Source organism: Campylobacter concisus (genome assembly GCF_050447445.1).
GTDB classification, from domain to species: domain Bacteria; phylum Campylobacterota; class Campylobacteria; order Campylobacterales; family Campylobacteraceae; genus Campylobacter_A; species Campylobacter_A concisus_BI.
The window spans coordinates 1,736,585-1,763,343 of record NZ_JALMFW010000001.1 but is presented as its reverse complement, the minus strand read 5'-3'; the positions used below and the strand labels follow the sequence as shown (position 1 = coordinate 1,763,343).

At 35.0% G+C, this 26,759-nt stretch carries 33 protein-coding genes and 1 tRNA gene; 7 read left to right on the top strand and 27 right to left on the bottom strand.

What is annotated here, in order from left to right; translation table 11 throughout:
* Positions 1–23: 23 nt before the first annotated feature.
* From MTT30_RS09125 to MTT30_RS09035, 19 genes are all read right to left on the bottom strand, one after another.
* The gene (locus tag MTT30_RS09125) at positions 24–524 is read right to left on the bottom strand and encodes a hypothetical protein (RefSeq protein ID WP_429801731.1); all 501 of its coding nucleotides are present in this window, start codon (positions 522–524) and stop codon (positions 24–26) included.
* A gap of 177 nt (positions 525–701) precedes the next feature.
* A complete protein-coding gene (locus tag MTT30_RS09120; protein ID WP_429801387.1) occupies positions 702–1,040 on the bottom strand; it encodes a M15 family metallopeptidase in 339 nt (112 codons plus the stop codon).
* Position 1,041: 1 nt separating this feature from the next.
* Complete coding sequence (locus tag MTT30_RS09115) at positions 1,042–1,341, bottom strand: hypothetical protein (RefSeq protein WP_085658463.1); 300 nt, start codon at positions 1,339–1,341, stop codon at positions 1,042–1,044.
* Positions 1,316–1,573, bottom strand: coding sequence for a hypothetical protein (locus MTT30_RS09110; protein WP_429801730.1), 258 nt, complete (start codon positions 1,571–1,573; stop codon positions 1,316–1,318). Before MTT30_RS09110 ends, MTT30_RS09115 begins: the two co-directional genes overlap by 26 nt.
* Positions 1,554–1,940 carry a hypothetical protein gene (locus tag MTT30_RS09105; RefSeq protein ID WP_107697867.1) on the bottom strand — a complete coding sequence of 129 codons (387 nt, stop codon included), beginning with the start codon at positions 1,938–1,940 and terminating at the stop codon, positions 1,554–1,556. Before MTT30_RS09105 ends, MTT30_RS09110 begins: the two co-directional genes overlap by 20 nt.
* The gene (locus tag MTT30_RS09100) at positions 1,940–2,275 is read right to left on the bottom strand and encodes a hypothetical protein (RefSeq protein ID WP_103588406.1); all 336 of its coding nucleotides are present in this window, start codon (positions 2,273–2,275) and stop codon (positions 1,940–1,942) included. Before MTT30_RS09100 ends, MTT30_RS09105 begins: the two co-directional genes overlap by 1 nt.
* A gap of 10 nt (positions 2,276–2,285) precedes the next feature.
* On the bottom strand, positions 2,286–2,633 hold the full coding sequence (locus MTT30_RS09095) for a hypothetical protein (protein ID WP_103592696.1): 348 nt from the start codon (positions 2,631–2,633) through the stop codon (positions 2,286–2,288).
* Between the two features lie 418 nt (positions 2,634–3,051).
* Positions 3,052–3,444, bottom strand: a complete 393-nt coding sequence (locus MTT30_RS09090) for a hypothetical protein (RefSeq protein WP_072594640.1) — start codon at positions 3,442–3,444, stop codon at positions 3,052–3,054.
* Between the two features lie 53 nt (positions 3,445–3,497).
* The gene (locus tag MTT30_RS09085) at positions 3,498–3,857 is read right to left on the bottom strand and encodes a hypothetical protein (protein WP_429801729.1); all 360 of its coding nucleotides are present in this window, start codon (positions 3,855–3,857) and stop codon (positions 3,498–3,500) included.
* Positions 3,820–4,629 carry a hypothetical protein gene (locus tag MTT30_RS09080; protein ID WP_429801728.1) on the bottom strand — a complete coding sequence of 270 codons (810 nt, stop codon included), beginning with the start codon at positions 4,627–4,629 and terminating at the stop codon, positions 3,820–3,822. Before MTT30_RS09080 ends, MTT30_RS09085 begins: the two co-directional genes overlap by 38 nt.
* The gene (locus MTT30_RS09075; protein ID WP_103577382.1) at positions 4,629–4,826 is read right to left on the bottom strand and encodes a hypothetical protein; all 198 of its coding nucleotides are present in this window, start codon (positions 4,824–4,826) and stop codon (positions 4,629–4,631) included. The genes MTT30_RS09080 and MTT30_RS09075 overlap by 1 nt, the downstream gene beginning before the upstream one ends.
* Entirely contained in the window at positions 4,816–5,580 is a 765-nt protein-coding gene (locus MTT30_RS09070) for a hypothetical protein (protein ID WP_072594636.1), read from the bottom strand. Before MTT30_RS09070 ends, MTT30_RS09075 begins: the two co-directional genes overlap by 11 nt.
* A complete protein-coding gene (locus MTT30_RS09065) occupies positions 5,580–6,776 on the bottom strand; it encodes a hypothetical protein (protein ID WP_429801727.1) in 1,197 nt (398 codons plus the stop codon). Before MTT30_RS09065 ends, MTT30_RS09070 begins: the two co-directional genes overlap by 1 nt.
* Positions 6,777–6,794: 18 nt before the next feature.
* Positions 6,795–7,631 carry a hypothetical protein gene (locus MTT30_RS09060; protein WP_429801726.1) on the bottom strand — a complete coding sequence of 279 codons (837 nt, stop codon included), beginning with the start codon at positions 7,629–7,631 and terminating at the stop codon, positions 6,795–6,797.
* Between the two features lie 14 nt (positions 7,632–7,645).
* Positions 7,646–7,945, bottom strand: coding sequence for a hypothetical protein (locus MTT30_RS09055; protein ID WP_072594633.1), 300 nt, complete (start codon positions 7,943–7,945; stop codon positions 7,646–7,648).
* Positions 7,933–9,363 (bottom strand): hypothetical protein, encoded by a 1,431-nt coding sequence (locus tag MTT30_RS09050; protein WP_429801725.1) that lies wholly within the window; start codon positions 9,361–9,363, stop codon positions 7,933–7,935. The genes MTT30_RS09055 and MTT30_RS09050 overlap by 13 nt, the downstream gene beginning before the upstream one ends.
* 84 nt (positions 9,364–9,447) lie before the next feature.
* Positions 9,448–9,903 (bottom strand): hypothetical protein, encoded by a 456-nt coding sequence (locus tag MTT30_RS09045; RefSeq protein WP_072594631.1) that lies wholly within the window; start codon positions 9,901–9,903, stop codon positions 9,448–9,450.
* Complete coding sequence (locus tag MTT30_RS09040) at positions 9,876–10,079, bottom strand: MarR family transcriptional regulator (RefSeq protein ID WP_072594630.1); 204 nt, start codon at positions 10,077–10,079, stop codon at positions 9,876–9,878. Before MTT30_RS09040 ends, MTT30_RS09045 begins: the two co-directional genes overlap by 28 nt.
* Positions 10,079–11,035, bottom strand: a complete 957-nt coding sequence (locus MTT30_RS09035; RefSeq protein WP_429801724.1) for an IS110 family transposase — start codon at positions 11,033–11,035, stop codon at positions 10,079–10,081. The genes MTT30_RS09040 and MTT30_RS09035 overlap by 1 nt, the downstream gene beginning before the upstream one ends.
* Before the next feature lie 331 nt (positions 11,036–11,366).
* Between MTT30_RS09035 and MTT30_RS09030 the strand changes: the two genes are divergently transcribed.
* Together MTT30_RS09030 and gdhA are read left to right on the top strand one after the other, a co-directional pair.
* Positions 11,367–11,951, top strand: a complete 585-nt coding sequence (locus tag MTT30_RS09030; protein ID WP_429801723.1) for an SMI1/KNR4 family protein — start codon at positions 11,367–11,369, stop codon at positions 11,949–11,951.
* A 198-nt stretch (positions 11,952–12,149) separates the two neighbouring features.
* Entirely contained in the window at positions 12,150–13,508 is a 1,359-nt protein-coding gene (gdhA, locus tag MTT30_RS09025; protein ID WP_429801722.1) for an NADP-specific glutamate dehydrogenase, read from the top strand.
* Positions 13,509–14,343: 835 nt separating this feature from the next.
* Here gdhA and infC read toward each other — a convergent pair.
* The 3 genes from infC to MTT30_RS09010 all read right to left on the bottom strand — a co-directional run bounded on the left by infC (position 14,344) and on the right by MTT30_RS09010 (position 17,579).
* Complete coding sequence (infC, locus tag MTT30_RS09020; protein ID WP_087586816.1) at positions 14,344–14,862, bottom strand: translation initiation factor IF-3; 519 nt, start codon at positions 14,860–14,862, stop codon at positions 14,344–14,346.
* On the bottom strand, positions 14,859–16,679 hold the full coding sequence (gene thrS / locus MTT30_RS09015) for a threonine--tRNA ligase (protein ID WP_429801721.1): 1,821 nt from the start codon (positions 16,677–16,679) through the stop codon (positions 14,859–14,861). The genes infC and thrS overlap by 4 nt, the downstream gene beginning before the upstream one ends.
* A 333-nt stretch (positions 16,680–17,012) precedes the next feature.
* Positions 17,013–17,579, bottom strand: a complete 567-nt coding sequence (locus tag MTT30_RS09010; RefSeq protein WP_429801720.1) for a YbaK/EbsC family protein — start codon at positions 17,577–17,579, stop codon at positions 17,013–17,015.
* A 63-nt stretch (positions 17,580–17,642) separates the two neighbouring features.
* Here MTT30_RS09010 and ung point away from each other — a divergent pair, with 63 nt between their 5' ends.
* Positions 17,643–18,329 carry a uracil-DNA glycosylase gene (ung, locus tag MTT30_RS09005; RefSeq protein ID WP_429801719.1) on the top strand — a complete coding sequence of 229 codons (687 nt, stop codon included), beginning with the start codon at positions 17,643–17,645 and terminating at the stop codon, positions 18,327–18,329.
* A 7-nt stretch (positions 18,330–18,336) separates the two neighbouring features.
* On the opposite strand, the gene MTT30_RS09000 is transcribed toward ung, so the two are convergent.
* Positions 18,337–18,630: a hypothetical protein gene (locus tag MTT30_RS09000; RefSeq protein ID WP_429801718.1), complete on the bottom strand. Its 294-nt coding sequence runs from the start codon at positions 18,628–18,630 to the stop codon at positions 18,337–18,339.
* 79 nt (positions 18,631–18,709) lie between these two features.
* Between MTT30_RS09000 and MTT30_RS08995 the strand changes: the two genes are divergently transcribed.
* The 4 genes from MTT30_RS08995 to MTT30_RS08980 all read left to right on the top strand — a co-directional run bounded on the left by MTT30_RS08995 (position 18,710) and on the right by MTT30_RS08980 (position 23,132).
* Positions 18,710–19,240 carry a pyridoxamine 5'-phosphate oxidase family protein gene (locus tag MTT30_RS08995; RefSeq protein ID WP_429801717.1) on the top strand — a complete coding sequence of 177 codons (531 nt, stop codon included), beginning with the start codon at positions 18,710–18,712 and terminating at the stop codon, positions 19,238–19,240.
* Between the two features lie 20 nt (positions 19,241–19,260).
* Positions 19,261–20,427 (top strand): replication-associated recombination protein A, encoded by a 1,167-nt coding sequence (locus MTT30_RS08990; protein ID WP_429801829.1) that lies wholly within the window; start codon positions 19,261–19,263, stop codon positions 20,425–20,427.
* Between the two features lie 66 nt (positions 20,428–20,493).
* The gene (locus MTT30_RS08985) at positions 20,494–21,144 is read left to right on the top strand and encodes a hypothetical protein (protein WP_429801716.1); all 651 of its coding nucleotides are present in this window, start codon (positions 20,494–20,496) and stop codon (positions 21,142–21,144) included.
* A gap of 569 nt (positions 21,145–21,713) precedes the next feature.
* Positions 21,714–23,132 carry an alanine/glycine:cation symporter family protein gene (locus MTT30_RS08980; protein ID WP_429801828.1) on the top strand — a complete coding sequence of 473 codons (1,419 nt, stop codon included), beginning with the start codon at positions 21,714–21,716 and terminating at the stop codon, positions 23,130–23,132.
* Between the two features lie 74 nt (positions 23,133–23,206).
* Here the strand turns inward: MTT30_RS08980 and MTT30_RS08975 are convergent.
* From MTT30_RS08975 to MTT30_RS08960, 4 genes are all read right to left on the bottom strand, one after another.
* Positions 23,207–23,282 (bottom strand) — tRNA-Val (locus tag MTT30_RS08975).
* 573 nt (positions 23,283–23,855) lie between these two features.
* On the bottom strand, positions 23,856–24,986 hold the full coding sequence (locus MTT30_RS08970) for a glycosyltransferase family 4 protein (protein ID WP_429801715.1): 1,131 nt from the start codon (positions 24,984–24,986) through the stop codon (positions 23,856–23,858).
* A gap of 21 nt (positions 24,987–25,007) precedes the next feature.
* Complete coding sequence (locus tag MTT30_RS08965; RefSeq protein WP_429801714.1) at positions 25,008–25,988, bottom strand: glycosyltransferase family 2 protein; 981 nt, start codon at positions 25,986–25,988, stop codon at positions 25,008–25,010.
* Between the two features lie 10 nt (positions 25,989–25,998).
* A complete protein-coding gene (locus tag MTT30_RS08960) occupies positions 25,999–26,751 on the bottom strand; it encodes a glycosyltransferase (RefSeq protein WP_429801713.1) in 753 nt (250 codons plus the stop codon).
* Between the last annotated feature and the right edge of the window lie 8 nt (positions 26,752–26,759).

The window sequence follows — 26,759 nt, the reverse complement described above, 5'->3', positions numbered from 1 at the left end:
TTTGGCGATAAATTTCGCCAAGGCTAAATTTCCGCGCAAACTGCGTAAATTTTAGCTCCGTCATTTGCCACAGCATAGAGCCTGCCACCGCTTACTAGCATGATCTGATCTGCGCTAAGTCTAAATTTCTCAAACTCTATCTCTTTTAATAGCAAGCCATCTTTAGCGCTTATCAAAACTGGCCTATTTTTGCGGTTCGCGAGCAAAATTTGACCCTCGACCCAAACAAAATGCTCCGTGCCGCTGATTTTAAACTTAAACACCACTTCGCCACTTTTTGCCTCCACGCCGTATATATCTCCATTGCCGGCGGTGCCAAAGTAAAGCACTCCCTCACATAGAAAAACTAGCGTGTAGAGATATGCGCCAAGTTTTAGCCACCAGACGGTTTTGCCTATCCTTGTGCCCTGATCTTTAGGCGGCACACTCACGTTTAAAATTTCATATTTTACTCCGCTTTTGAACGCTGCGCCGTCCAAAATTTCTTTACACTCCACTATAAGTGCGAGCTCATTCGTACGCAAAAGTCCTCAAGTTCGTTGCTTTAGCGTAGTTTCAATTCTCTTTTATTGGCTACGTGGCTTTACCAAGCCAATTTACCTCATCATTAATCCTTTATAACATCTCACATTTAGTGATTGCTAGTTTTCTTAGTTATCTCTGCCAGCTTCTTAAGATTTTAAGATAGAAGTCAAGAGATTTTAACAATTTCTTTCAAAATGGGGAATATCAATAAAGCTTTTAAAATTACCGCCCCAACGATTAGAACTATTTAGGCTCTCCCAGTAATTACCAATATTTTGTAATTCTTCTTTAGTTTGCAGCCATTTACCATTTCGAAAAATATGTAAATCAATAGCACAGCGTTTTAAATGATTTGAATTCATAGTTTTACTCTTGCCACTATTATAATAAATTTCTTGCTGAGTTTGTGTCCTTTCTAATTCGCCACCCCTTATAGAGTATCCGTTAGAATGAAGATAATTTAAAAGTTTTTCAACATCTTTCATAAAAGCTTCTTGATGCTCGCCAAGTGTCATGTTAATCCTTTTCTATCCTTTTATCTAAGGCTTTATCAATTTTTGAATATATCCAATCAGTGCCACGCCAAGTTACGAAACCAGCAAGAGCAACCGAAACTCTAATATTGTTTAGAAAGAAAAAAAATATTTCATAACTAATCCAACATAAAAACATAGAACTTAAAAAACTAAGCAAATAAGATAAAATTTTATATTTGATTTTAGAAAAATCTTTAGTTTCAAGATTTAAAATCGACGCTATAAACCCAACAAAAAGAACTAAAATTAAATAATTATCGTCCTTGTTTAAATTGTCCATTTACACAGCCTTTTAATAAATCTTCTATTCGTATGCAGTAAATAATTAAATCTTTTAAACTTTCTGGATTTAATGGATCAAAAATAGGCTTATCTGGAATTGTTACGTTACATTCTATAGGCATATAAGCTTCTTTAATAGCACCTTGTGAAGATTTTGCAGAACAGCCAACAAACAAAACAAGATAAGACAGCAAGAAAAAGAAAAATAGTTTATTTGGAATAGTTACCATTGCTAAACTCTAAAAGTAAAGTATCGTAAAATTTTAGCTTACTTAAGCAGTCGTCCGTTTTAGGTGTTTCGATAGTGCTAAAACGTTTTTGTAATTTTTGATTTAAAATATTATTTTCTTTAGATATTTTTTCGCTATCTATTTTTAATTGCTTAATTTTTAAATTTTGATTATCAATAATTAAAAAAGCGTTTTTAGTATATTCTTTTTCAGTTGCTAGATGAGCTTTTAAAGTGCTAACTTTTGCATCATAGTTTCTTACTTCACCTTTTAAAAAAGATATATAAAGAAGCAAAATAGAATAAGCAAATATATGTATTAACAGCCCCCTACCAAATAGGGAGCTTAAATTTAATATTGAAAACACTATTTTACTTTTCTAGCGCTAATAACGTAAATTTCATCAAACTTAACGCCATTAAATTTTTTACCAGCTAAAGCGGTTTTGATCTGGTCTTCATCGATACTAGGCTTAGTATAAAAGCTAAAAGTAGTTTTATTGCCAGCCGTATTTTTACCAGTAATAGTATATTCAATAACGCTTGCTTCGCTTGAATTACCTTGCTCATTAGCACGAGAAAGTATTACGTAAGTTCCTTCAAGAGCATTATCACAAAATGCTTTAGCTTCAGCACCACCGCACGGCAAAGCAAAGCCATAAGTTCTATTATTTATTGTATTTTTAACTAAACATTTAGACATCTCTTACTCCTTAAAGTCTATCAAATTTCAAAGTTACATAATCGCATTTAACAGCAGTATCATAATTTGCATCTAATTTTCCAGTAAAATCAGAAAGAAAATTTTGAAACATATAACTTTGTTTAACGTGTGGAATAGTTACCATAGTAGAAATTCTACCAGTCGCAGTCTTAGCACCAACGATCACATTTTTACGATTAAGTGGATCAGGTGTTGAAGCTAAAGCAGTGCCACCATCGCCAAAGACTGAATAACTTTCAACTTTGCCAGCTAAAAGCGGAAGTAAAGCATCTTCATCACTACCACTAGAAAAAGTAAGACTTTTTGCATAAAGTCCGTCTATCGATTGTCTTAACATTTTTTTATCCTTTCTTTTGTCATTAGACTTTTTTAAATTTGCTTGTTTTTGTTAAAACGTTTTAAACAAGAGAATATTAAGCAAAAAAGAGAAAGTTAAATAATTAAGGTTAGATTAAGGACGCTTCAGCACGCTCAAAACGCTTTCGCGTTTTTCGTCCGCGTGGTGTTTGCGTGGCGATAGCTAGCAAAAAGACACAATTATAAGTTTTAAGATATTCGAGCAATCGCAGAAACTATCGCCACAACGCAAACAAAAAACAACTAAAGAAGATAAAAAGATCGAGAAAGAAAAAAGATAATAAAAAGAGAATAAACTAAAAGGGAAAAAAAGAAAACACGGCACACACCGCAGAGCGGTGGGGCGCCGTGTTTGGGAGGGGGGACAATATCTATCAAGAAGAACACAGAAAAAAAATTTAAAATTTTATCAAAGAACAAGGGATACGTGAAACTTTATTATAGCGGATAGTTTTGAGTAAATTTTTATTTGATCCATAAAATTTAACTTCTAAAGAGCCTTTAGAGTGTAAGAACGCTTTTAACTCATCATAATTACAAAATTTATAATTTAAAACGTTTTCAGCTTCAGCCAATTTTTTATCATCATAAAGAGAATAATCGACATAACAAATAGACCCCTTAAGATAAGAACGACCAGAAGCCATAACAACATAAGGATAATTTTTACAAATAAATTCAGATGCTTCAACATCTGACATATTAATAAAAGACTCTTTTAAATTATCAAAATAATTAGATCCGAAAGAAATATTAAAAAACAAACAAAAAGCAACAATTTTTCTAATCATAAGCAACTCCTTTTTATATAAAGAAATAATTATAAAGACAAATTATTAAATTTTTACTTATCCATAAAAAGCGAACAAGAAACACCCTTTACAGCAAGTCCGCCTACTTCTAAATGTGTTTTAATTAAAGCAGATATTTCAGCTTCGTTTTTAGTCTTTTTTACGTTATGAATTAAAATTTGCTTGCACATACGATTTTTATTAGATACAAAAGCTTTAAATTGCTTATTGTAATTGAAGTCATCAGACGGAAAATTAGTTTTTTGAGTTTCAAACTCGACTTTATAAATATACTTAACTTCAGCAGTAGAAACAGCATCTAAAAAAGCAATTAGATCGGAAACACTTTTGGCTTCAAGTGTTGAAGTGATAACCCTATTGCCTTGCTGTTGTGTAATTTTGTAGATAGGCATAATACTCCTTTTTTGAAAATCGATAAACTGATAAATAGTGATGTTGTAAATTAAAGTTAGTTACATCGCTATAAAATTGAGAATAAAAAGAAGATAGAGAATTTTCAAATATATTAATAAAATCAGAAAATTCATAAACAAAAGATTTATTAACAAAACTAGAAAAAATAGAAAAAAGATTAAAAGCTTCAGTATGAATACCAGCATAGTCACAATCCAAAAGACCAAGACGAAGATCACTTCTAAAAAAGGGGCTAGAAGATGAATAACAAGAAAAAGCAGAAAAGGAAAGACGGCTGGTATATTTTGCATAATTAAAAGATGCAGGAATACAAAAATAAAAGTAATCAGATCGATCACTAAAAGAAAAGAATAAATTACTATCAAAATAAGAAGAAATTTCAGAAGAGCTGGGCAAATCCGTAATATTAATCTTACCAGATGGAGTTAAAAAATCAGTGCCTACCCTATATTCATAATCGTCAGCATCATCGCTATTATAATGCATATGTAAAGGGACATTAGCCTTTTTAATGCTAGAATTAGTATAAGCAGAAAAATAAAAGCCAAGACCAAAAAGAGAAGAAATACGCTTATCACGAATACAACTATTACCAAAAAAACCGCAATCAAAAAGCGCATCTTTCTTATCATATTCTTCATCAATACTAGCATTTAAATTTTCAGTACTAGAACGAAAAAATAATACTCTCTCAATATAAAAAGTAAAATCTTTTTTCTTATTACAGCAACCACACAGCAAAGAAACCATTATTCTTTACCTACAAGATCGTGGCAAAGAATTTTTAAAAGACGATTTGTTTCATCCAAAGATGCTAAACCGCTTTTATCATCTTTTTTATCTTTTAATTTGTCAGTTAATATTTTTTCAATACGAGCAAGACAAGCACCAATACTATCAAACTTTTTCATTTCTTCTTCAAAAGCTTTTTCACAATCAAGAGCCATGCTTTTTATCCTTTCCATTAAAATAGCCTAGTCCATTCATCATAGTAATAAACATTTCACTAAGCCCCAAAACGTTACCAGCATCATCAGTAACAAACATAAAATCAGCAACGTGATTTAAAGCGTCAATATCAATCTTATCACTTCCAGTTATACGTCTAAGAATTTCTTTATCTTGCGGAGTAAAGCGAGAGCTAAAAAGCTTAAAAAGTAGGGTTTGATTTATATTATCAACCTTTGCTTTTGCATAGTTAAATTCTTGATTTTTAGTTTCTAAAATATGCTGACGTTGATTAATAACAGTATTGACATTTTGGAGGGCTGAACTATTAGAATTATTAGTATTGATAATTTGATTACCACACTCCACAAAAACTTTGGCAACACCGATACGATCAGAAAAATTACCAGTTAAAAAACCAAGCATTCTATTAAGTTTAACGCCTTTTATATTACTAAGCTTATTTTTGGCATATCTACCTAAAGGAGAGAGTAAAGCTACAACACCAGCATAAACAATACTCATAATTTTATTTACAACACTTTCTTGAAGTTGAATATACTTTACTAAAGCCGCGCTAAACATAATAGTAACACCACTATTTATTGCATCCTTTAAAATTCCATCGTCCATACCACTATTTTTTAACTTAGATAAAACTTGATCGTAAGCAACGCTATAGGTTAAGTCTTCAAACATTTCATCAATGCCAAGCTTTAAAATTCTTCCAGCTTCAGAACGTTTATCAGCCATTATTTTAAATCCTTAAGTAGAGTTTTACTAGGTAATTCAGTATCAAACAAATCTTTAAAATTTGGGATAGGTATATCAAATAAATTTAAAGCATCGCTATCTAATTCAAAACTATTTTCATCAGTTAAAACACGAGCCTGAACAGCTTGACGAGATAAAGCAATATCGCGTGGCGAAGTAGTTGCAACAATATTACCATCAAGGTCTTTAATCGCAACATCAGTTTTTTCAAAATCAGCTTTTTCCTTATAAATTTCAAGCGTTTTAGTTGAATTATCACTAAGTATTTTTTGATTATCGACATAAGAACTAGGCAAAGTAATTTCAACTGGCTTATTAATAGCTAAAGAAGCGTTTAAATTATTGTCGACAGCAACACTGGCTTTGAGTTTAACACCAGCCAAGCCATCTTTCATAGCTTGCGAATACTCTTTTGAATTAACAACAAGCTTTTCTAAATTTTGATTATATACTTTTTGATTTTCGCCAATAGTTGAGATATATTTAGAAATTTCACTATTAATTTTTTCTTGAGATTTTAACACTTCTTTAAAATCTACACCAGTAGAAACAGCGGAATTACTACCAGTATTTGACGAAGCATTATCGTATATACGATCGCCAGTATAAGGATTATAAAGCGTTTTAGTAGTAGGATCAACCCAATATCCAGTTTTTCTATCAAATGTAACACGCCCTTGAATTTCTGGAGATTGATTATATAAATTATCTTTTTTAGCGCTAGCTTGTTTATCAAAAGCATTATTTTTCACAGCTCCTAAAACAGCTAAATTTAAAGACATAAGCTTTAATATATGATTTTGCTGATCTAAAACACCAAGTAAAGTTAGGGGGACACTACTAGGCTTATCATTATCAGATGGCTTAGGTAAATTATCTTCTTTAGGTTTTTCTTTTTCTTTTTGTGCGTCTATTGCTTTAGCTTCACGTTGTTTAGCATAATATTCACTAAGCTCTTTTATATTTTTATCAACATCGACACTTTCTTTTTTATCAAAAAAACTATTATAAACATTTTTTAATCCCCAAATACCAAGAGCAGTTATATCAGTAACGGGGTTATCTTTTAAATCAAAATTAGCACCAGCACCAATAGCACCAGCAACCCCACCAGCTTTTAAAGCGCTATTAACTTGACTAACTTTACTAATAGCTTGAGTAATACCAGAATACATTATTTAAAATCCCTTTCTTTATAAATAAATAGGTGGCTCATTACTTTCGGATTTAGCTTGCTTTTCAACAGCTTCATTACGTAATCTTAAAAATAAACTAAATAAATCTTCTTCGCCAGAATATTCAAAAATTTGTTTAACGACATCAGATAAATCAAGAGAATTAACGGCAGAACTCTTAAAAATATAAGCATATAAAGCAATCACATACTTATAAAATGTTTTATCAAACTTAAATGGTCTAACTAATCCAGCTGGAACAAAAATTCGGCGAACACTAAAAACACCAAGTTTTACTAATTCATAATCAAGACAAAAAACATCATAAAAAAGAATAAATTTATTAAGACCAAGTTGCAATAAAGAGCAGCCTAAAACATAAAAAGGCAAGCTAAAATCTTTAATTTGAACGATTTGACCTTTAGAAAAAGCTCCTAAAGTAATATCACTTTGTATAGTTGAAAATGGTAAATCAAGAAGAGCAGAAGAAAAAATATTAGCTAGATTAAAATCAGAAGAGAGAAGTTTATGCCCCTTTGGTATATCTTTCTTTTCAATTTCAACGTAAAGACCAGAGATAGCAAAACGTATATCAGAAACATCTAAAGGATTTAAAATACAATCGCAAATAAAAAATTCATCATCGCCACCATAAACCAAAAAATCAAACAATTTAACGAAAATTTGATTAGAATAAATATCTTTAAGATATATCGGATCATTAGCATTACAACGATGAATGGTTTTAATATCATCTAAAGAATAATTGCAAGGCTGATACTGACTAAGACTATTTATTAAAGAACCGCTATCACTTAAAGAGAAAGCACCTAAATTTTTAATAATATTTAACATTTTATAACCCTTTTTTAAAATAAATCTAATCTAGGCTGTTTAACAGCAAAAATATATTTACGACCATTTCGCAAGGAATAACCTTTGCTATCTAATAGCTTTTTCAAATTTGTTTGAATAAAAAGAATATTTAATTCATCAAGAGCCGAGTAAAAAGCCTTTCTACTACCAATAACAATATCAGCCCAAATAAAACCAAGCTTTTTGGCGTAAAGCCTTTTAACGATAGGACATTTAATATCAATACAAATAACATCCTTGCCACTATCTAATAATTCACACACCAAAAGACCATAAGCGTTTAATTTTTGCATTGAAACCCCTTTAAAGCATTCGTTATAGGATGGATATAATCATCATTTCTTATTTTGCTAATGGCAACAAAAAAATCATTTAAAGAAGCGTTAAAAACATCAAAAAGGGGATTATCTATATCTAAATTTTGATTTTTTATAGTTTTTTCATTTTTCAAAAAATTGCCTGCAAGCTTTGATAAGCCGTATTCGTGAAGAGTTAAGCCATCATTTTCAAGATCTTTAAGCGTTTCAGTAAAAACATATAAAAAATTCTCACCGCTAACACCCAAATTAGTATAAACAGCACTTACAAAGGCTTTTAAAGCCATTTTTGCTTTTTTAATATCCTTTGACTGAATAAGATCGTGCATAGTAAGAGCTTTAAATTTATCATCGCCCCAAGGCAAGAGCATATCCCAAAATTTAAGCCTATTATCATCAAAATCGCATCTTTGATAAATTTTTCTTGCACTATCACTTTGAATAGTGCCAGCAGTTAAACGATTAATTTCATCATCAGTTAGATCATACCATTTACAAATACTAAGCCCTTGCGACCAAAAAGCCCCCAAATGATTAAAAATATAAGCAATTTCATCACTTTCATTAATAGGGATTAATCTTTTTATTGCAGATCGCCCAAACTCCGCTTCATGTCTAAATACAAACATATCAACAGCGGGGTTAAAGCCGTTTATTTCCCATTTTGTAAAAATTAGAGTTGAAATATTTTTGCTTTGAACTTGTTTTATTTTGTCATAAACCCTAAACATATGCGGATTTTTTCCGAAGCTTACACCTTCGAAGCGAGTAAAACGCATAAAATTATTAACATTAATTTCAGTTATATCATTAAAAACTGGCGAATTTTCATCAATTATTAAATCATCGTCATCTTTTTTATATTGATCTGAATAGTTAGAAACCCTTTTTAAACTTCTAAATTGTAAAAAATCTTGTGGAGTATATTTTATGCCAGTTACATCAGTTGCAAGGTCGAGCCTTAAAACACTTATTTTAAAATGCTCTTTAAATATATCACTTAAAAATTTATTTACAAGCTCATAGGCTCTAACGTGTCCATATTTAAGTAAAAATATGCTTCTAAATTGAATTTTTAAATGATATAGCCCTTTTGGCTTAAATTTAGTATCTGAAATGGTGCAAAATATATCATCGTTTGAAAAATATCCAAAATATTGACCTAAGCCTTTACTTGATACTTTAAATTTTCCGTAATCAAAGCCCAAATCATCCAAAATATACTTTTCGCCAAATGTGCGTAAATTTTGTGCTTGTTGTTTTAGTGTAGCTATCTTACGAATAAAGCTTGAAAAAGTTGTATTAAAAAATTTTTCATCAATACAATTTACGCCTATAACTAAAGTATCGATACCTTGATGAAGTATTTTAAATCTATCGTCTTTATATATCATTTTTAAACCTTTAATAAAACCCAGCTTGTCCCGCCTAACCTTGCTGATAGTCTAGGCACGGGGCTAAGTTTTAGCCCCTATTTTTCAAGCGTTTGAGCCATTTTTAAGTGCTTCAAGTTTTAGCATTGCCGTGACAAAACTATCAATTGCAGGGACAAATTTATTAAAAACAATAACTGGAGTTGAATTATAAGCGTCCTTATAAATTCTATATTCGATCTTACCACTAGCGATATAAACTTCGTCATCTTTTAGATCAAGGTATTGCTCTTGCGTTATCCTTGTGGTATGCTCACCACCGCTATTTAAAGCGACAAAAGTCAGAACATAGCTATCATCCCACTTTTCAAACTCTCCAAGCTCGTTTACAATGGGATTGTTATCTTTATCTAGCTTTTGCTTACCATCGATCTTTTTAGTCTTTAAGACTTTAATCTTTTGCTCGAAACAATCTAAATTTTGGTTGAGAGATTGATAAATTTCTCTATAAAGATTTTCGCTTGTGCTGTCCATTAATGGAGCTGTTGCATTTTTTGCCATTTTTTTATCCTTTTTGAAAAAATTTGATTTTTTATTAAATATCTATTACTAATAATTTGAGAAAGATAAGCTTTGCTAATCTTTAAATGATCGCATATATCAGCCCTTGTTAAAGAATTTTTAGATGATAAGATTTCAAGAACTGAAAAGATTAGCTTATAATGAATTTTTTTCATTAAATAGCCTTTATTTCTGGATTAAATGGGAATAAGCTTTTTAAATAGCGGACTATCGCACACATAACAGCAACGACAGCAACCATTTTCTTTTTACCATTAGCTAGCAAACGCTCATAGCGTGTTTTAAATTTAGCGTTAAAACGAATTGCACATAATGCAGTCATAAAAAGAATACGCCTTATATTAGAATTACCCATTTTATTTATCTTCTGGCTTTTATGAACGCTTGAGCCACTTTGAAAAATTCTAGGACTAAGACCAATAAAGCTTATAAATTGTTTTTCAGATTTATCCCTATTAAAGTGTAATTGTGGAAATAAATTTAAAGCGAGATCAATGCCGAAGCCTTTATTTTCTTTAATGATCTCTTCTGTTTCTGGAATAGCTTTTTTAACAAGATCAAAAGCTAGTTTTTGAAGCATAGCTTGAAGTTTTGCAATCTCTTTTATAAGATTTGCGATAACGTCATCAATTATTTTATTATTTAAAGTTTTTTGAGAGCTTTTAAAATTTTTAAGTTGAGTATTTATTTTTTGGAGCAAATTTAAGGTTGAATTGTAACTTTTTATCTCTAAATACTCGGCATTATACTTATCAGGTGCGATCTCACTTTTAAAAGTCCTAGCATAAACAGCCAAGCCATAACTATCGCTTGTATCAGTTTTTATAGTGCTAAGATGTTTTAAAAATAAAGATGATTTATAGGGGTTTGTAACACAATATCTAATACCTAAATCAGATAAAGCCTTTTGAAGTGCCAAATGATAATTTGAAGTTGCTTCAAAAACAACTAAAATTTCATCATTTTTAAAACTATCAAAATAAACTTTGATAAGCTCATGGTTATTAGGCAATGTTTCAAATTTAGCTTTTTCACTCGTGATAGAAGTTAAAAAACAAACGTCGATTTTATCTTTAGAAACATCAACACCACAAAAAAACGCTTTTTTCATTTTTGATACTCCTGAATAAAATTTAGGTTATGTTTCTTTCTTGTATTCAGTGTCAAGCACTAAGATTTTTAATCGAAACATTAACCCATAAGCCCTAAATCTTAAGAACAGTGTAAAACACTTTTTTATGAAGCAGGGGCTTATGGAAATTTTATAAAATCAAAAGAGAAAAACGAAACAAGACAAGGTAAATTCTCTTTGATTTTATGGAAGTATCATACAAATTTATGAAGATCATGGTCTAAATTTGGCGACAAATGGGTCAAAATTAAAAGCGCACCGAGTTAAATTTGATAAAATTTGCCAAAATCCAGCAGATTAAAGGACTGATATGTTTTTAAAGCTAGATGAAATCGCTCAAAAGTTAGATCAAATTTTCTTGCCACTAGAGCAAGAGGGTATGACTGGCATGAGACTCTTGCTTCAAAATGATGTTAAAGCCACCTCACAAGCACTTAAAAACGCACAAGAAGCTCTTGGCATAAATTTCCCAGCTAAATTTACAAAGCTTTTAAGCAAATTTGATCTTGGAAATTTTGAAATTTGCAATGTCAAATTTGGCTCCAAAGGCGATTACGCGAGTGAGCTAGTACGGCTAAATAGCGTAGATGAGTTTGGTGGAAAATGGTGGAGTGGTGAGGCTCGCCCTTTAAATTTGATAGTCTTTGCCGTGGGTGATCCGTGGATATTTTTGCTTGATTGCACGAGTGGCGCGATCTATGCATGGCTCTTTGGAGATGAGGAGCTTTGCGGTAGATGCATCGCAAGCGACTTTAAGAAATTTTTCATAGCACTTGCTAGCATCGATATAGCAAGGCTAAATGAAGAAACCCTGCCATCAACAAAACAAATCCTAAATTTTGTCCAAGTAGACGACACAGCACTTGATTTTTGGCAAGAGATGGCGCAAATTTAGTAAATTTAGGCTCCACTCAGCCTAAATTCTCTTTTATAAATTTTTCCCAGCGATCGAAACAAAAATCACTTTTTATAAATTTAGTTTCGATATGTAACGCTCATTGCCTAAAATAAAAATATAAAAATAAATTTAAATAAAAATTTTTTCTAGGAGAGTTAATATTCAACTACGAAAATTTTACGAATAGGAGCCAAAATGAGCGAGTACATCGAAAAAACGATGGAGTGGATAAAAAAGACCAATCCGGGTCAAGGCGTCTTTGTCCAGGCTGCGACCGAGGTTTTAAACAGCCTCGAGCCGCTTATAAAAAAAGAGAGTAAATACCAAAAACACGCGATCCTAGAGCGTATCGTGATACCCGAGCGCACGGTGATATTTCGCGTTACCTACACGGATGACGACGGCAGACCGCAGGTGCATAACGGCTACCGCGTGCAGTTTAACTCAGCCGTGGGCCCCTATAAAGGCGGCATCAGACTCCATCCTAGCGTGGATCTTGGCGTGCTTAAATTTTTAGGGTTTGAGCAAATTTTTAAAAACTCGCTCACGGGCGTAAATATCGGCGGCGCAAAGGGCGGCAGCACCTTTGATCCAAAGGGCAAGAGCGAGGGCGAGATAATGCGCTTTTGCCAAGCATTTATGGCCGAGCTATACCGCCACATCGGCAACACTGTGGACGTGCCCGCAGGCGATATCGGCGTGGGCGCGCGCGAGATCGGCTATATGTTTGGACAGTATAAAAAACTCACGGGCAGATTTGACGGCATACTAACGGGCAAAGGTCTAAACTGGGGCGGCAGCCTAGCGCGCACGGAGGCGACCGGATACGGGCTGGTATATTTCACGCAAAATATGCTCAAAAGAGCGGGCCTTGGGCTAGAGGGCAAAAAATGCAGCATAAGCGGTAGCGGAAACGTCGCCATATACACGGTAGAAAAGCTCTATCAAGTAGGCGCGCTACCTATCACGGTTTCTGATTCAAACGGGTACGTTTACGACGCGGAGGGCATCGATCTAGCGGTGCTTAAAGAGCTAAAAGAAGTGAGACGCGCGCGCCTTAGCGAATACGTTAAATTTAGACCGAACGCAAAATACGTAAGCGTAAGCGAGTACAAAGAGGGTAGAAACGGCGTATGGGACGTGCCGTGCGACGGAGCGTTTCCGTGTGCGACGCAAAACGAGCTTCACCTAGCCGACATAAAGACGCTCTACGCTAACGGCTGTCGCTTCGTGGCTGAGGGGGCAAATATGCCAAGCACGCTTGATGCGATAAATTTCATGCTAGCGCAAAAGGATTTTTACTTCGCTCCGGCAAAGGCCGCAAACGCGGGCGGCGTGGGCACGTCGGGCCTTGAGATGATGCAAAATGCCGGCATGACCGCGTGGAGCTTTGAGGAGGTCGATCGCAGACTGCACGGCATAATGAATCATATCTTTGAGCTTAGTTACGAGACGAGCAAGGAGTTTGGCGACGAGGGAAATCTGGTACTTGGCTCAAATATCGCGGGCTTTAGAAAAGTGGCGGACGCGATGATAGATCAAGGGTATGTGTAGGGCTGATTTTGCTCTTGGCTCTATAAATTTACGTCCAAGTTAAATTTGGACGTAAATCAATACGAAGTTACTTTGGCTTTTCAGCTAAAAGAGAGTTTTCTTTTAACAAGAGATAATTAAAAATTTTATAAAATTAAGCTATAAACAAGCGAATTTTTTAGCAAATTTATACAGCTACTAGGCGAAATCTAGCTTATAACACTTGAACAGGCACTATGAATTTACAACTCGAAAGAAGTTATCAAATTTACTCTTTCAGGCGAGCTCTTGCCTAGTCGAATTTCAGCAAAGTGCCCATGTAATGTGGTTGGCAGAAAAAGGATGGAGCAAATTCTAGTAAGCAAGAATTAAAATTTGCTACATTTAATCCACGAACAAGCCAATTTATCGTCAAATTTGGTCGCCACATAAAAACCAAGAGTAATCAAAGCTTTTTGTAAAAGTATTATTAAAGCGATATCCCATTACCAAATTTAGCTAGATATTAGGCAAAATTTGGTTTAAAAACACTCACGCAAGCACTAAAAATTTATAAGCTCGCAAGAGAAAGTCGATTTGCCTAGATTATTTTCAGCACAACACCCATGCGAGCGATAACAAAGCGAATAAATCCAAAAACCCAAGCAAGTAAAGATCAAAAATTTACCAAATTTAAGCCACTCCTAAATTTCTTCTACAAAATTTAACCGCAAGCCACATCAACCCAGCAAAACGCCCCCAGCGTAAATTTAGCAGATATAAAAATGATAGAATTTTTGAAAATAGTTATTTATGAGTTTTTGTATTAAAAAATTTAATAAAAAAGAGCAAGCCCTAGCCTGCTCTTTGTGAGAATTTAACCCTTTTTTGGAGTTACAAGCATATTTACATAACGACCTTCTATTATAGGCTCTTTGTCGCGATCAGCCTCATCTTTGATCATCTCCCAGACTTTCTCAAGCATGGCTACGCCAGCCTCTGGGGTGCTCATCTCGCGACCCTTTAAAAATACACGAAATTTAACGTGTTTGCCATCTTGCAAAAACTCGCTTGCGTGTTTAACCTTATAGTTTATATCGTTTTGGGCGATCTTGACAGAGAGTTTTATCTCTTTTATCTCGATGGTTTTTTGCTTTTTCTTGGCTTCTTTTTGCTTTTTCTCTTGCTGATAACGGAATTTACCATAGTCCATTATCTTGCAAACTGGCGGCTTCGCATCTGGCGCTATAAGCACTAGATCAAGCCCAAGCTTATTTGAGATCTCTAAAGCCTCTTCTCTTGAGATGACACCGTATGCCGTGCCATCATCCCCTACACATCTTACCTCTCTCGCCCTTATGTCCTCATTGAGCAATACTTCATTTTCCTTACTCAAAAATGTACCTCACTAAGTTTCTCCTTCGTTAAATTTATAAATTCCGCCAAGCTCATATCGCTCTGCGTCCTAGCCTGTCTGTCGCGTAATGCAACGCTTTTATTCGCTACTTCGTTGTCTCCTAGCACGACTATCATAGGCACCCTTTGTTTTTCTGCCGTTCTTATTCTCTTATTTAAACTCTCATTTTTACTTGCAATCTCACTATCGACGTTGATCTTTCTTAGCTCGCGTGAAATTTCTTTTGCGTAGTCTAGATGCGCATCGCTAATAGGCACGATGACGACTTGCGTAGGAGCTATGAAAAATGGCAACTCACCAGCAGTGTGCTCAAGTAAAATTCCTATAAATCTCTCAAAACTACCAAGTAAAGCTCTATGAAGCATCACAGGGCGCTGTTTTTCGTTATTTGCGTCGATGTAGCCTAGGTCAAAACGTTCTGGCAAGTTAAAGTCCACCTGTATCGTGCCACACTGCCATTTTCGCTTAAGCGCGTCGGTGATTTTGATATCTATTTTTGGACCGTAAAACGCGCCGCCACCCTCGTCGATGCCGTATTTAAAGCCATTTTCATCAAGGGCTTCCTTTAGCGCTCTTGTGGCAGTTTCCCAAATTTCGTCCCCGCCGATCGCTTTGGCTGGCTTGGTTGAAATTTCCATCTCGTAGTTAAAGCCAAAATTCTCCATTATCTTGCCAGCAAATTTTAAAATTTCTAGGATATTTTCTTTGATTTGGCTTGGCATACAAAATATATGCGAGTCGTCCTGGGCAAATTCTCGCACTCTGAAAAGTCCGTGCAAAACGCCGCTTTTTTCATGGCGATGCACGACGCCGTATTCGAAAAATTTAAGTGGTAGATCGCGGTAAGACCTGATATCACTTTGATAAACTTTGATGTGACCAACGCAGTTCATCGGCTTTATGCCATACTCTGCGTCATCGATCGTTGTAAAGTACATATTTTCTTTATAGTTTGCGTAGTGACCACTTTTTTTCCACACGTCAGCCTTTAAAAGCTCTGGGCCACGTACTGGCTCATAGCCACGGTCGCGGTGGGCTTTGTATAAAATTTGCTCTAACTTCGAGCGCAAGCGTCCGCCGTTTGGTAGCCAGATCGGTAGGCCGCCGCCAACCTCTTCGTCAAATGTAAACAGCTTCATCTCGACGCCAAGCTTCCTGTGGTCGCGTTTTTTAGCCTCTTCGATGATTCGGATGTGCTCTTTTAGGCTCTCTTTATCTGCATAAGCTGTGCCGTAAATTCTAGTTAGCATCTCACGGCTCTCATCGCCTCCAAGATAAGCCCCAGCCACGCGTGTAAGCTTGAAAAATTTTAAAAATTTAGTATTTGGCAGGTGTGGTCCGCGGCAAAGATCTTCAAAATCACCTTGCGAGTAGCTGCTCACTTCACCATCTGGGATTCTTTTTAAGACCTCTTGTTTTAGGTCGTCATCTTTAAATTTCTCACTCATATTAGCTTTGGTTGAGCAGGTTTTGACGATGTCAAATTTCTTCTCAGCAAGCTCTTTCATCTTATCTTCGATCGCTGCTAGATCGCTCTCGCCTAGTTTCGTACCCTCATCATCAACTCTAAAATCATAATAAAATCCATCTTCTACGTTTGGTCCGACAAAGAATTTCGCCTTCGGATAGAGTGATTTGATAGCTTGTGCCATGAGGTGTGCACAGGAGTGTCTGATAACGTGTAGTGCCTCTTTTGAGTTGTCAAAATAGACAGGCTCGGCACCACTTTCACGCCCTGCGATACTTTGAGTATCGACTATTTCGCCATTTAGTTTGTATGCGATGATATCGCTCATTGTTTTTCCTTATATCAAATTGTCTTTTTTACGATAAAAGAACGATTAAGGATTTTATCTAAATGGGCTTTAAGCTAAACTTAATATTTACTAAGCAAATTTTTATAAATTCTTTTTAAATCCACAAGCTTTGATATATAAAATTATTTATATTTAAATGTGTAAATCCCTAGATTTAAAGCTTTTTATTTATATAATTTATTATATTTTAAGATTATGTCTGATAATATTTGTTCTTGAAATGAATTTAGCAATTTCTCGTCTTTGCATTATTTAAATTCATTTTTCTCCCGACAATATTTAGTGCTAGGAAGTGGTTAGCCTAGCATTTTTTCATTCTGCAAAATTTATTAGCGTTGGTCGTACTATCTTTGTATAATCTTTTGTATTTAAAATGATCGATCTATCAAGTAGTCCCGCATTAAATGCGATCTCATCGTTTCTTTGTAGCAACCTTTCATCAACTACGATGTGTAAATTTTTATGAAAGCTAAATGGTGGTACTGAACCAAAAACACAATCTGTCAATGCCAAAACTTCATCTGGACTAGCTAGGCTTGCCCTTTTGCCGTCAAATTTTTGTGTCAAAGCTTCAAGATTTGCTTGCATATCGGCTGGCAAAACAGCCAAAATATAAATTTTACCAGCCTTCATCGCTGGATTTTCATCGCTTAGCAAATAATCATTTAGCACATTTTCATCTTTAAAAATTTGCCTAAATCTCTCCTCGTTCACCCCTTTTATAGAGCAAACTAGAGCCTTTGCGCCTTGACTCATCTTTGTGCCCCTTATCTTCGCAACCTCCTCTGAAGTCCTCGCACTCTCATGCTCTATCACTCTAAATTTAGCCCCATTTTTGCTAAGAAGATCGTGGATTTTATTAAAAATTTGCTCTGACACAGCTCTTTCCTTTGGATAAATTTAGTTAAAATTATACCGCTAAAACTTACAAAAGGCAGGAAAATGCAGATAAATTTAGATGATATAAAGATCGAGCCAAGCTGGAAAGAGGTGCTAAAAGATGAGTTTTTGAGTGAAAATTTCGCACGTATCAAAGAAAATTTCTTAAAAGCAAAGAGTGCTGGCACCGTCTATCCACCAAGTGCGCTTATATTTAATGCATTTAATCTAACGCCTTTTCACTCTGTCAAAGTCGTCATCCTAGGCCAAGATCCATACCACGGTGCAAATCAAGCCATGGGGCTAAGCTTTTCAGTGCCTAGTGGCGTGAGAGTCCCGCCAAGTCTTGTGAATATTTATAAAGAAATTTGTTCCGATCTTGGCATAAAAGAGCCAAATAGTGGCGATCTCACAAAGTGGGCAAAGCAAGGCGTGCTTTTACTAAACTCTACCCTTAGCGTTAGCGCAGGAGCGGCAAATTCTCACGCTAGCTTTGGCTGGCAGGGCTTTACAGACGCTGTCATAAAAAAGATAAGCGAAAATTTGCAAAACGTAGTTTTCATGCTTTGGGGCAATCCAGCCAGAGCCAAAGCACCGCTAATAGATGCCAGCAAGCATCTCATTTTAGAGGCAGCCCACCCAAGTCCGCTAGCTCGTGGGGCATTTTTTGGCTGCCGTCATTTCTCAAAGGCAAATATCTACCTAGCAAATCACGGTAAAACGCCCATTGAGTGGGACTTAAACGCTTAAATTTTAGCTATTTTTTAAGCTCAGCAAGAAGCTTATTTACCTTTTCTAGCTCGCTTTTGCAAAATTTCTCATCGTTATTTTGCATTATCATCGCTTCTTGGCCGATTTGCCTTTGCTTAAACTCGTCAAATTTAAGCTCAAAAAGCCTTAACGCCTTTTCATCATTTGCGAGTCGTTTGCTCTCTTTGGCATAAAACTCGTCAAGATAGAGCCTACTTTGTTTGATATATTCATTGCAAACATCATTTGCATGGACTAAATTTACGCCAAGCAAAATGGCAAAAATAGCTATTTTTTTCATGTTTTTCCTTGAAATTTTTGCGTTATACTAGCCTTTAAGCACTTAAATTTTAAAATGCTCTTTCAAAAAAAGGATAAAAATGAGACGAAAAGATAGAGAGCTAAGCCGTGAAGATGGCTTAAAAATCATAGATGAATGCGAATATGCGGTAATTTCATGCGTGGATGATGAGGGAGAAATTTTTAGCGTGCCTATCTCGCCTGTTAGAGTTGGTGAAAGCATTTTCGTCCACGGAGCGACCGCTGGTAGCAAGGCAAAGCTGCTGCAAAATGGGCGAAAAGTGGAGTTTGTCTGCGTTAGTTTCAACAAAGTCCCGCGCCTAAATGATAGCGAGCTAGAGGCGATAAAAGATGACGGCAAGGCACTTGGCGGCAAGGTCTTTACTACTGAATACAAAAGCGCTATCGCAAAAACTAGAGTTTACGAGATCACAGACGAAGCTAAAAAATATGAAATTTTAAAAATTCTCAGCCTAAAGTACACAGCTTATGCGATGAATACCTTTGAAACAGCGGCGCAGTATGGGCTAAAGATCATGAAAATTTACGAGCTAAAGATAGAGAGCCTTAGCGCAAAGGCCAAAATTTTACCAAAAGTGGCAAAGGAGTAAATTTGAGCTCACTTGCACTGATGTTTAGACCCAAAAACTTAGATGAAATTTGCGGTCAAAGGGCGGTTAAAGCGGCCTTTTTAAAATTTATAGCTACACAAAAGATCCCGCACTCCATATTTTACGGTCCAGCAGGCTGTGGCAAGACGAGCTTTGCAAGGGCTGTGGCAAGTGGGGCAAACTACGACTTTTACGAGTTTGACGGCGGAAATTTAAAGATAGATGACTTTCGTAAAATTTTAAAAAACTACGAAAACGCCTTAAATAAGCCACTCTTTTTCATAGACGAGATCCACAGGCTTAGCAAAACCCAGCAAGAAGCACTGCTCATCCCCATGGAAAACTACAAAGCCCTAGTTATCGGCGCTAGTACGGAAAATCCCTTTTTCACGCTAAGCTCAGGTATCAGAAGCCGCTCGATGCTCTTTGAGTTTAGGCCGCTTAGCAGTGGCGATTTTGAGGAGTTACTTGGCAAGATCAGAGAGCAAATTTCTTTTAGTATAGATGATGAAGCCAAAGAATATTTATTTAAAAGTAGTGGCGGTGACGCAAGAGCTATGCTAAATTTGCTCGAATTTGCCATCACGCTTGATGAAAATGTGAGCCTAGAAAATTTAAAAACACTTCGCCAAAACGCTCTAAAAGAGGGAGCGAAAGAGGATGACACGCACTATGAGCTAGCAAGTGCTTTTATAAAAAGTCTTCGTGGAAGCGACGAAAACGCCGTCATATACTACCTTGCAAGACTCATAGACTCTGGCGAGAGCGCGGACTTCATCGCAAGACGCATGGCGATATTTGCCAGCGAAGACATCGGCAACGCAAACCCAAATGCACTAAATTTAGCTGCAAGCACGCTAAGTGCGGTAAAAGAGATAGGCTTTCCAGAAGCTAGGATCATACTAGCTCAGTGCGCCGTCTATCTAGCCAGCTCGCCAAAGTCAAACTCCAGTTACAACGCGATAAATGCCGCCCTAAGATACGTGCAAAGCGAAGAAATTTTAAAAATTCCACCATATCTAAAAAATCACACAAAAGAGAGCAAAGAATACCTTTATCCGCATGATTTTGGCGGCTGGGTCGAACAAAAATATCTAGAAAAACCGCTTGTTTTTTACAAAAGCAAGGGCATAGGCTTTGAAAAAACGCTAAATGAGTGGCTAGATAAAATAAAATCCAAGGGCTAAATTTTGGGCTTTACTCTGTCAGATTTATTTATGCCAAGCATAAGAGTAAATTTTAAAGATATGTAGATGAATGAGCAAAATTTAGCATACATCACAAATTTAAAGATAGAAGACGTGCCTTGGAGTAGATTAACGACGACTTATGGCAGAGCAAGCGGATTTCCAGAAATTTTTAAACAGCTTTCGGCAGCGATCGGCGAGAAAAATTTGACACAAAGTTTGACTACCAGCAAGTCAAATAGCGGACAAAATACGGCAAATCCAGCAAATAACAATGAAGCAAAATTTAACGCCAAAGCTGCTTGTGACGTGCTTGATAAAATTTTTAAAGAAATAGAGCATCAAAGTACTTTTTGGCACGCTACGCCTTTTGCACTTGTATTTTTGGCGAGAATTTTTATGCGGGCGAAGTTGGTCGCTGATAACGGCGATAAAAACGAGGTGGCAGAGCTTATCGTATCCCGTCTGGGTGAATTTTTCGCGTTTATGCTTATGGTTTGTGACGATGCTGATAAAATTAATCACGCCGCACCACTGGGCAGCTTTGCTGATATGCTAGCCGAAAAATACCTGTGGCCACAAAGCGACGAAAACGACGAGGAGCTTTGGGAAGAACGCTTTTATGATGATGATTTATTTTATAGTTTTTACTTTTATTCGCGTACAGTCCTTGACACGACCGGTGTGGATTTTAAGCAGTTTAAGCCTATAGAATAGCGTTAAATTTGTGCGGTAAGACTAGAATTTACCATTAAATTTATACTAGAAAGCAAACTTATTGGTAGTCTATAAGGCATTACTAGCTTGCTTAATTTTATAAAAATCGGCGCAAAGCGGTAAATTTAACCCAGTTAAGAAAAGGCAGGCAAATTCTGACAAAGGTGGCTAAGCATTTTAACGTCAAAGTCTTTTAAACGCCTTTGATAAAATTTTTAGCAAAACTAATAATCAAATACGTTTTGCCAAGTTATATCCGCACAAGAAAAATTGCAAATTGCTCAAAAAAGTCATCTAAAACATACAAAAACATAATTTTAAAAATTTAAATAATTTTAGCCTTCTTAAATCTTCATTGTAGGATAAATTTAAAAATTATCAATCAAAAAACGACTTAGAGCGTAAAAATATCTGCCGTAAAACCTGGCTAGTAAAAATGCGCTTGCCACGAATAAGCCGAAACTAGCACGAAATTTTAAGCCAAGCTAAAAAATTTTTCTTATTTATTCTAATTTTATATTTTTTTAAATATACTCGCTCTCTAAACTACACCAATGAAAGTCAAGAAAATGCCTACAAATTTTGCTGAAATTTTAAATAATTGTGTTGAAAGTATAAATTCATTTCTTTGGGGGCCATACTTCCTTATCACCCTACTTTGCGGCACTGGACTATTTTTTACTATTAGGCTTGGGTTTGTTCAAATTTTTAAGTTTAAAATGGGCTTAAAAGAGCTTTTTGGGAATTTCTCGCTTCACGGCGAAGCTGCTGGCAAGGCCGGTATGAGCCAGTTTCAAGCAGTTGCAACTGCGATCGCCGCACAAGTTGGCACCGGCAATCTAGTAGGTGCGACAACAGCTCTTATCATGGGTGGTCCTGGAGCGATATTTTGGATGTGGTGCGCTGCGTTTTTAGGCATGGCTACAAATTTTGCTGAAATTTGCCTAGCTCAAATTTATCGCACAAAAGACGATAGCGGGCACACGATAGGCGGACCAGCGTTTTATATAAGCCGCGGTCTAAAGGGTAAATTGGCAAAAATTTTAGCTGGATTTTTTGCTATCGCTATCATCATTGCACTTGGTTTTATCGGCAATATGGTTCAGGCAAACTCAATCTCAGATGGCTTTAGTGGTGCTTTTGGTATACCGCAGTGGCTAACTGGAGTCTTTTTAGCGATCGTTTGTGCAGTCATCTTTATAGGTGGCGTAAAGGCAATCGCAAGAGTAGCTGAAAAGATCGTGCCTATCATGGCGCTACTTTACGTAGGTGTGGGACTAACTATTATATTTTTAAATTTTCAGCAAATTCCAGAAGCGGTCTCGCTCATTTTTAGAGCCGCATTTGATCCTTCAGCGGCTTGGGGTGGGGCGACTGGAGCTAGCATCGCAGCTGCCATGAGATACGGCATAGCAAGAGGTCTTTTTAGTAATGAAGCTGGCATGGGCTCAACTCCGCACGCACACGCCGCAGCTAATGTCAAACACCCGGTCGATCAAGCAGTACTTGGCATAATGAGCGTATTTGTAGATACTTTTATCGTTTTAAATATAACCGTTTTTGTAGTACTTACCGCAAATGTCATCAGCTTTGAAAACGGCAAGGCGGTCTTTACAGGCATAACCTTAGTACAAGAAGCCTTCTCATCGCATATCTTTGGTAAGGTTGGCGGATATAGTTTCGTAGCTGTTTGCCTATTTTTCTTTGCATTTACAACGATTCTTGGATGGTACTATTTTGCTGAAATCAACGTAAGATACCTTCTTGGGGCAAAAGCGGTCAGAGCTTTTCAAATTTTAGTAGTCGTTTTTGTATTTTTGGGAAGCTTGCAAAAGGTTGATTTTGTATGGAGTCTAGCAGATATGTTTAATGGTTTGATGGTCGTACCAAATTTAATTGCCATCATCATTTTAAGCCCTATCGTGGCAAAACTTTTAAAAGATCACGATGCTGGCAAAGAGTATGATGTGAAAGATTATTTGAAATAAATCTTTACCACATCTTTAGAAAATTTACTAATAATTATTTTTTAAATCTCTTGTTTGGGATGTTTTGTTAGAAGTGGTGGCCCCGAATGGACTCGAACCATCGACCACTACCATGTCAAGGTAGTGCTCTACCAACTGAGCTACGGGACCAAGATTTGGGATTATATTTTATTTTCTATTTTATTTAGCTTAATTCTTTAGTAATTAAAATTGTTTATAAGCAGTAAATGCAATGGATAAATTTAGAATTAGCTAACGCTTGCTTCGCAGTTATCGGCAAAGATGAAAACTACCAGGTCAATATCGGCAACTCACACATCGTCATAAAAACTCCTTGATAGCGACAAAAAGCTAAAATGTGTAAGCTGTCTCTATGATGCAGGACATAGCGCTAGCTTTGGAAATTATCTTAAATACTGGAAGCTAACATATAAAAATTTACAAAGAGAATATCTAGAGTAAAAGATTGATGCTAAAAATTCTTCAAAGGTGAGTATAAACCTACAGAAGATGAATAGGAATTTTTAAAACAAAAAGTCGATAAGAATAATACAAAATCAGTTAGTGGGCTAACGGGGTAGAAGTCTAGCCTAGAAAACTAGTGAGCTTGTTTTGGATTTATTATTTAAATCATGATAAACCCGCTAAAGATAAGTCTAAATTTTTAAATTAAATCTTTAATGCTATAAATTAAAAAGTAAAAATTTTAAAAATAGCAATGTGCTATTTCCCAATAATAATCTTTGCAAGTCTTTCATTCTTTTCATTTATATTAAATTTTACTTCAGCTATCTTTCTGCTTTCTATACCCATTTGGACTATCATTTCTGGGTTTTGTATAAAATAAATCATCTTTTGTGCCAAAATTTTACTATCAAATGGTGGCACCAAGAATCCATTTACTCCATCTTCAACAGTTTCTCTACATCCTACGCTATTTGTGGTTATTACTACCCTTCCTATCGCCATAGCTTCCTGCGTACTTCTTGGCACACCTTCTCTATAATACGAAGGCAAGACAAAAATGGAACTATTCACTATCCGTTCTTTTATATCATTTACGAAGCCAGGATATATAACTACGCCACTATCAAGATAAGGTTTTAGCTCTTCTTGCGTTAATCCAAATGGATTGTGCTCATCAAAACCACCAAATATATAAAACTTTACATCTTTATATTTTTCTTTTACGATTTTAGCTGCCTCTAAATACTCAAATATTCCCTTTTCTGCAAGAAGTCTTGCTATAAAAATAAAACTTATAGGATCAGTAGGTGCTTTAGTATATGAGAATTTATCAAGATCAACACCTATACCGCCTAATATATTTATAGACTTTACTTTTATATTGTATCTATCGATCAAATCCTTTTTATCGTCATTATTTAAAAATATAAGCTCGTCAAGAGATGGTAGTGAAATTTTATATAAAAGAACTTGTATAGTTTTTATAATTTTCACCTTTTTTGTTTGCCCATTTTTATGAACTGTAAAAGCTCCGCCAAGCCCTTCTATCATACCTACTATTCGTGGTACTCTTGCTATTTTTGCGGCTATAGTTGCAAAAATAACTGGTTTAACAAAAAAAGAAAAAACTACATCTGGCCTATGCTGCCTAAATAATTTAACCAAATCATATGTAGCAATGATATCTTTAAATGGATTTAGCCCTTTTGCATTTAAAGTGTGATCAAGTGGTTTTGCACCCAATGAGATTATTTTTTTTCTACTTTCTTCATTGTAGTCACTAACTAAACAGTAGACATCATGCCCTTTTGATACAAGTAGTTTTATAAACTCTTCTCTGAAATTTATCATCATAGACGAGACATTACCGATTATAAAAATTTTCATAGTAACTCCAATCATACGAATCTAAAAATTTCTAAGCCTAATAAATACTTTTTTTGCAAAAACAAAAATTTGCGGGAACCCTATAAAAACTGTGCTATATAAAATTTTATAGATTATATTTCTATTGATTTGAAAAACATATTTTATATTATTTGCTTCTGGGCATATAGCATTTATTTGTTTTTTGAAGTCACTTTCAGAATAATCCAAAGTGAATTTTAAAATAGTAGGAATATGAAATTTAAAATATTCATCAAAAAGATCTTTTTGTATCAAAAAATTCTTTACGGCTCTGCTAAAATCAGCAAAATCATCAAGAGCTTTTTTATTATTTGAAAAACTATTAGAAAGCGAGTCGGGATTTGTTCTATAATGATAAAATGGTTTTGCAATATGAGTAATTTTTTTTGCCCAATAAAAAAGCTGTAAATTTACAAAACTATCTTCACAATGTGAAAAATGTGGAAATTCAACATTTTCATAAAGCTCTCTTTTAACCAATTTATCACACATGGAAACAGAAATTTCATGAGATAAAATAGCTTTTACGAAGTTCAAATTAGACTTTGGATGATTTTTTGTATAAAAAAAACTTTTTACAACGCTTTTTTTATTAAATTCTTTAATATAGTCAAAACAAACTATGTCTGCATAACTTTTTCTAGCTTCATTAATCAAAGAACTTACCATATCTTTATCGACCCAGTCGTCACTATCTACATGTAAAATGTATTTGCCACTTGATATTTTCAACCCACTTTTTCTAGCTTGCGGTAAGCCCTCATTTTTTATTTTATTAATAATTTTTACATGGTTTTTTCTATTTGGGTATCTTTCAATAATGTCCTTCAAAATTTTCATAGAACTATCTGGAGTGCAATCATTTACAAAAATATACTCTATATTGTTATAGTCTTGCTCTAAAAGCGTAGTTGCACACTTTTCTATATATTTCTCCACATTGTAAATAGGAACTATTATAGAAACATCGTAGTCTTTCATTTATATATCTTTATAATTTTCTAAAATTTTTAATAAGTCTTAAAATAAATAGGACGGTTTGTAAAAATTTATTTTCGCCCATCGCCACCTGAACTCTGTAAAATTCACAAAGAGTTCCTAATATATCAATACTACTAACTCCATCATTTGAAAATTTACCGACAACACTTTTTACAACTTTTATCTTTGCTCCATAATTTGCAGCAGTTAGTACAAATAGCTGATCTGCTGCTATTGGAAATTTTCTTGAATAGTAACCAAGTTTTTGATGAAGACTTGTGCGGTATATTGAGCCTACAGCATGCCCAGAGATATAATGAGCTTGTGCCTTTAGCCATCTTGGTCCGCCATTTGGCTCAATTTTGCCATTATCAGTATCAATACAAGCTGTTATTATGTCTACACCATCTTCCATAGCTTTCTTATAATCTTTAATGGCATTTGGATAAAGCTCATCATCAGCACCGATAACAAGGTAAAATTCTCCATTGCAAGCTTTTATGCCTCTATTTAAAGCATCATAAATCCCAAAATCATCGCCATAAATAACTTTTATATTTATCCCATCGGTACTTTTTAAAATTTCTAAAGTCTTATCGCTAGACGCTCCATCAGAAATGATCCACTCAAAATCTTTATCGACTTGATTATGTAGACTTTTTATCAATCTAGGCAAGAATTTTTCTGCATTATAAGTTGCGGTAATTACACTAAGTCTTGTGGGTCTTTCTTCATAATTTTTATAGTAGATATCTTTATTCATTGTTACGC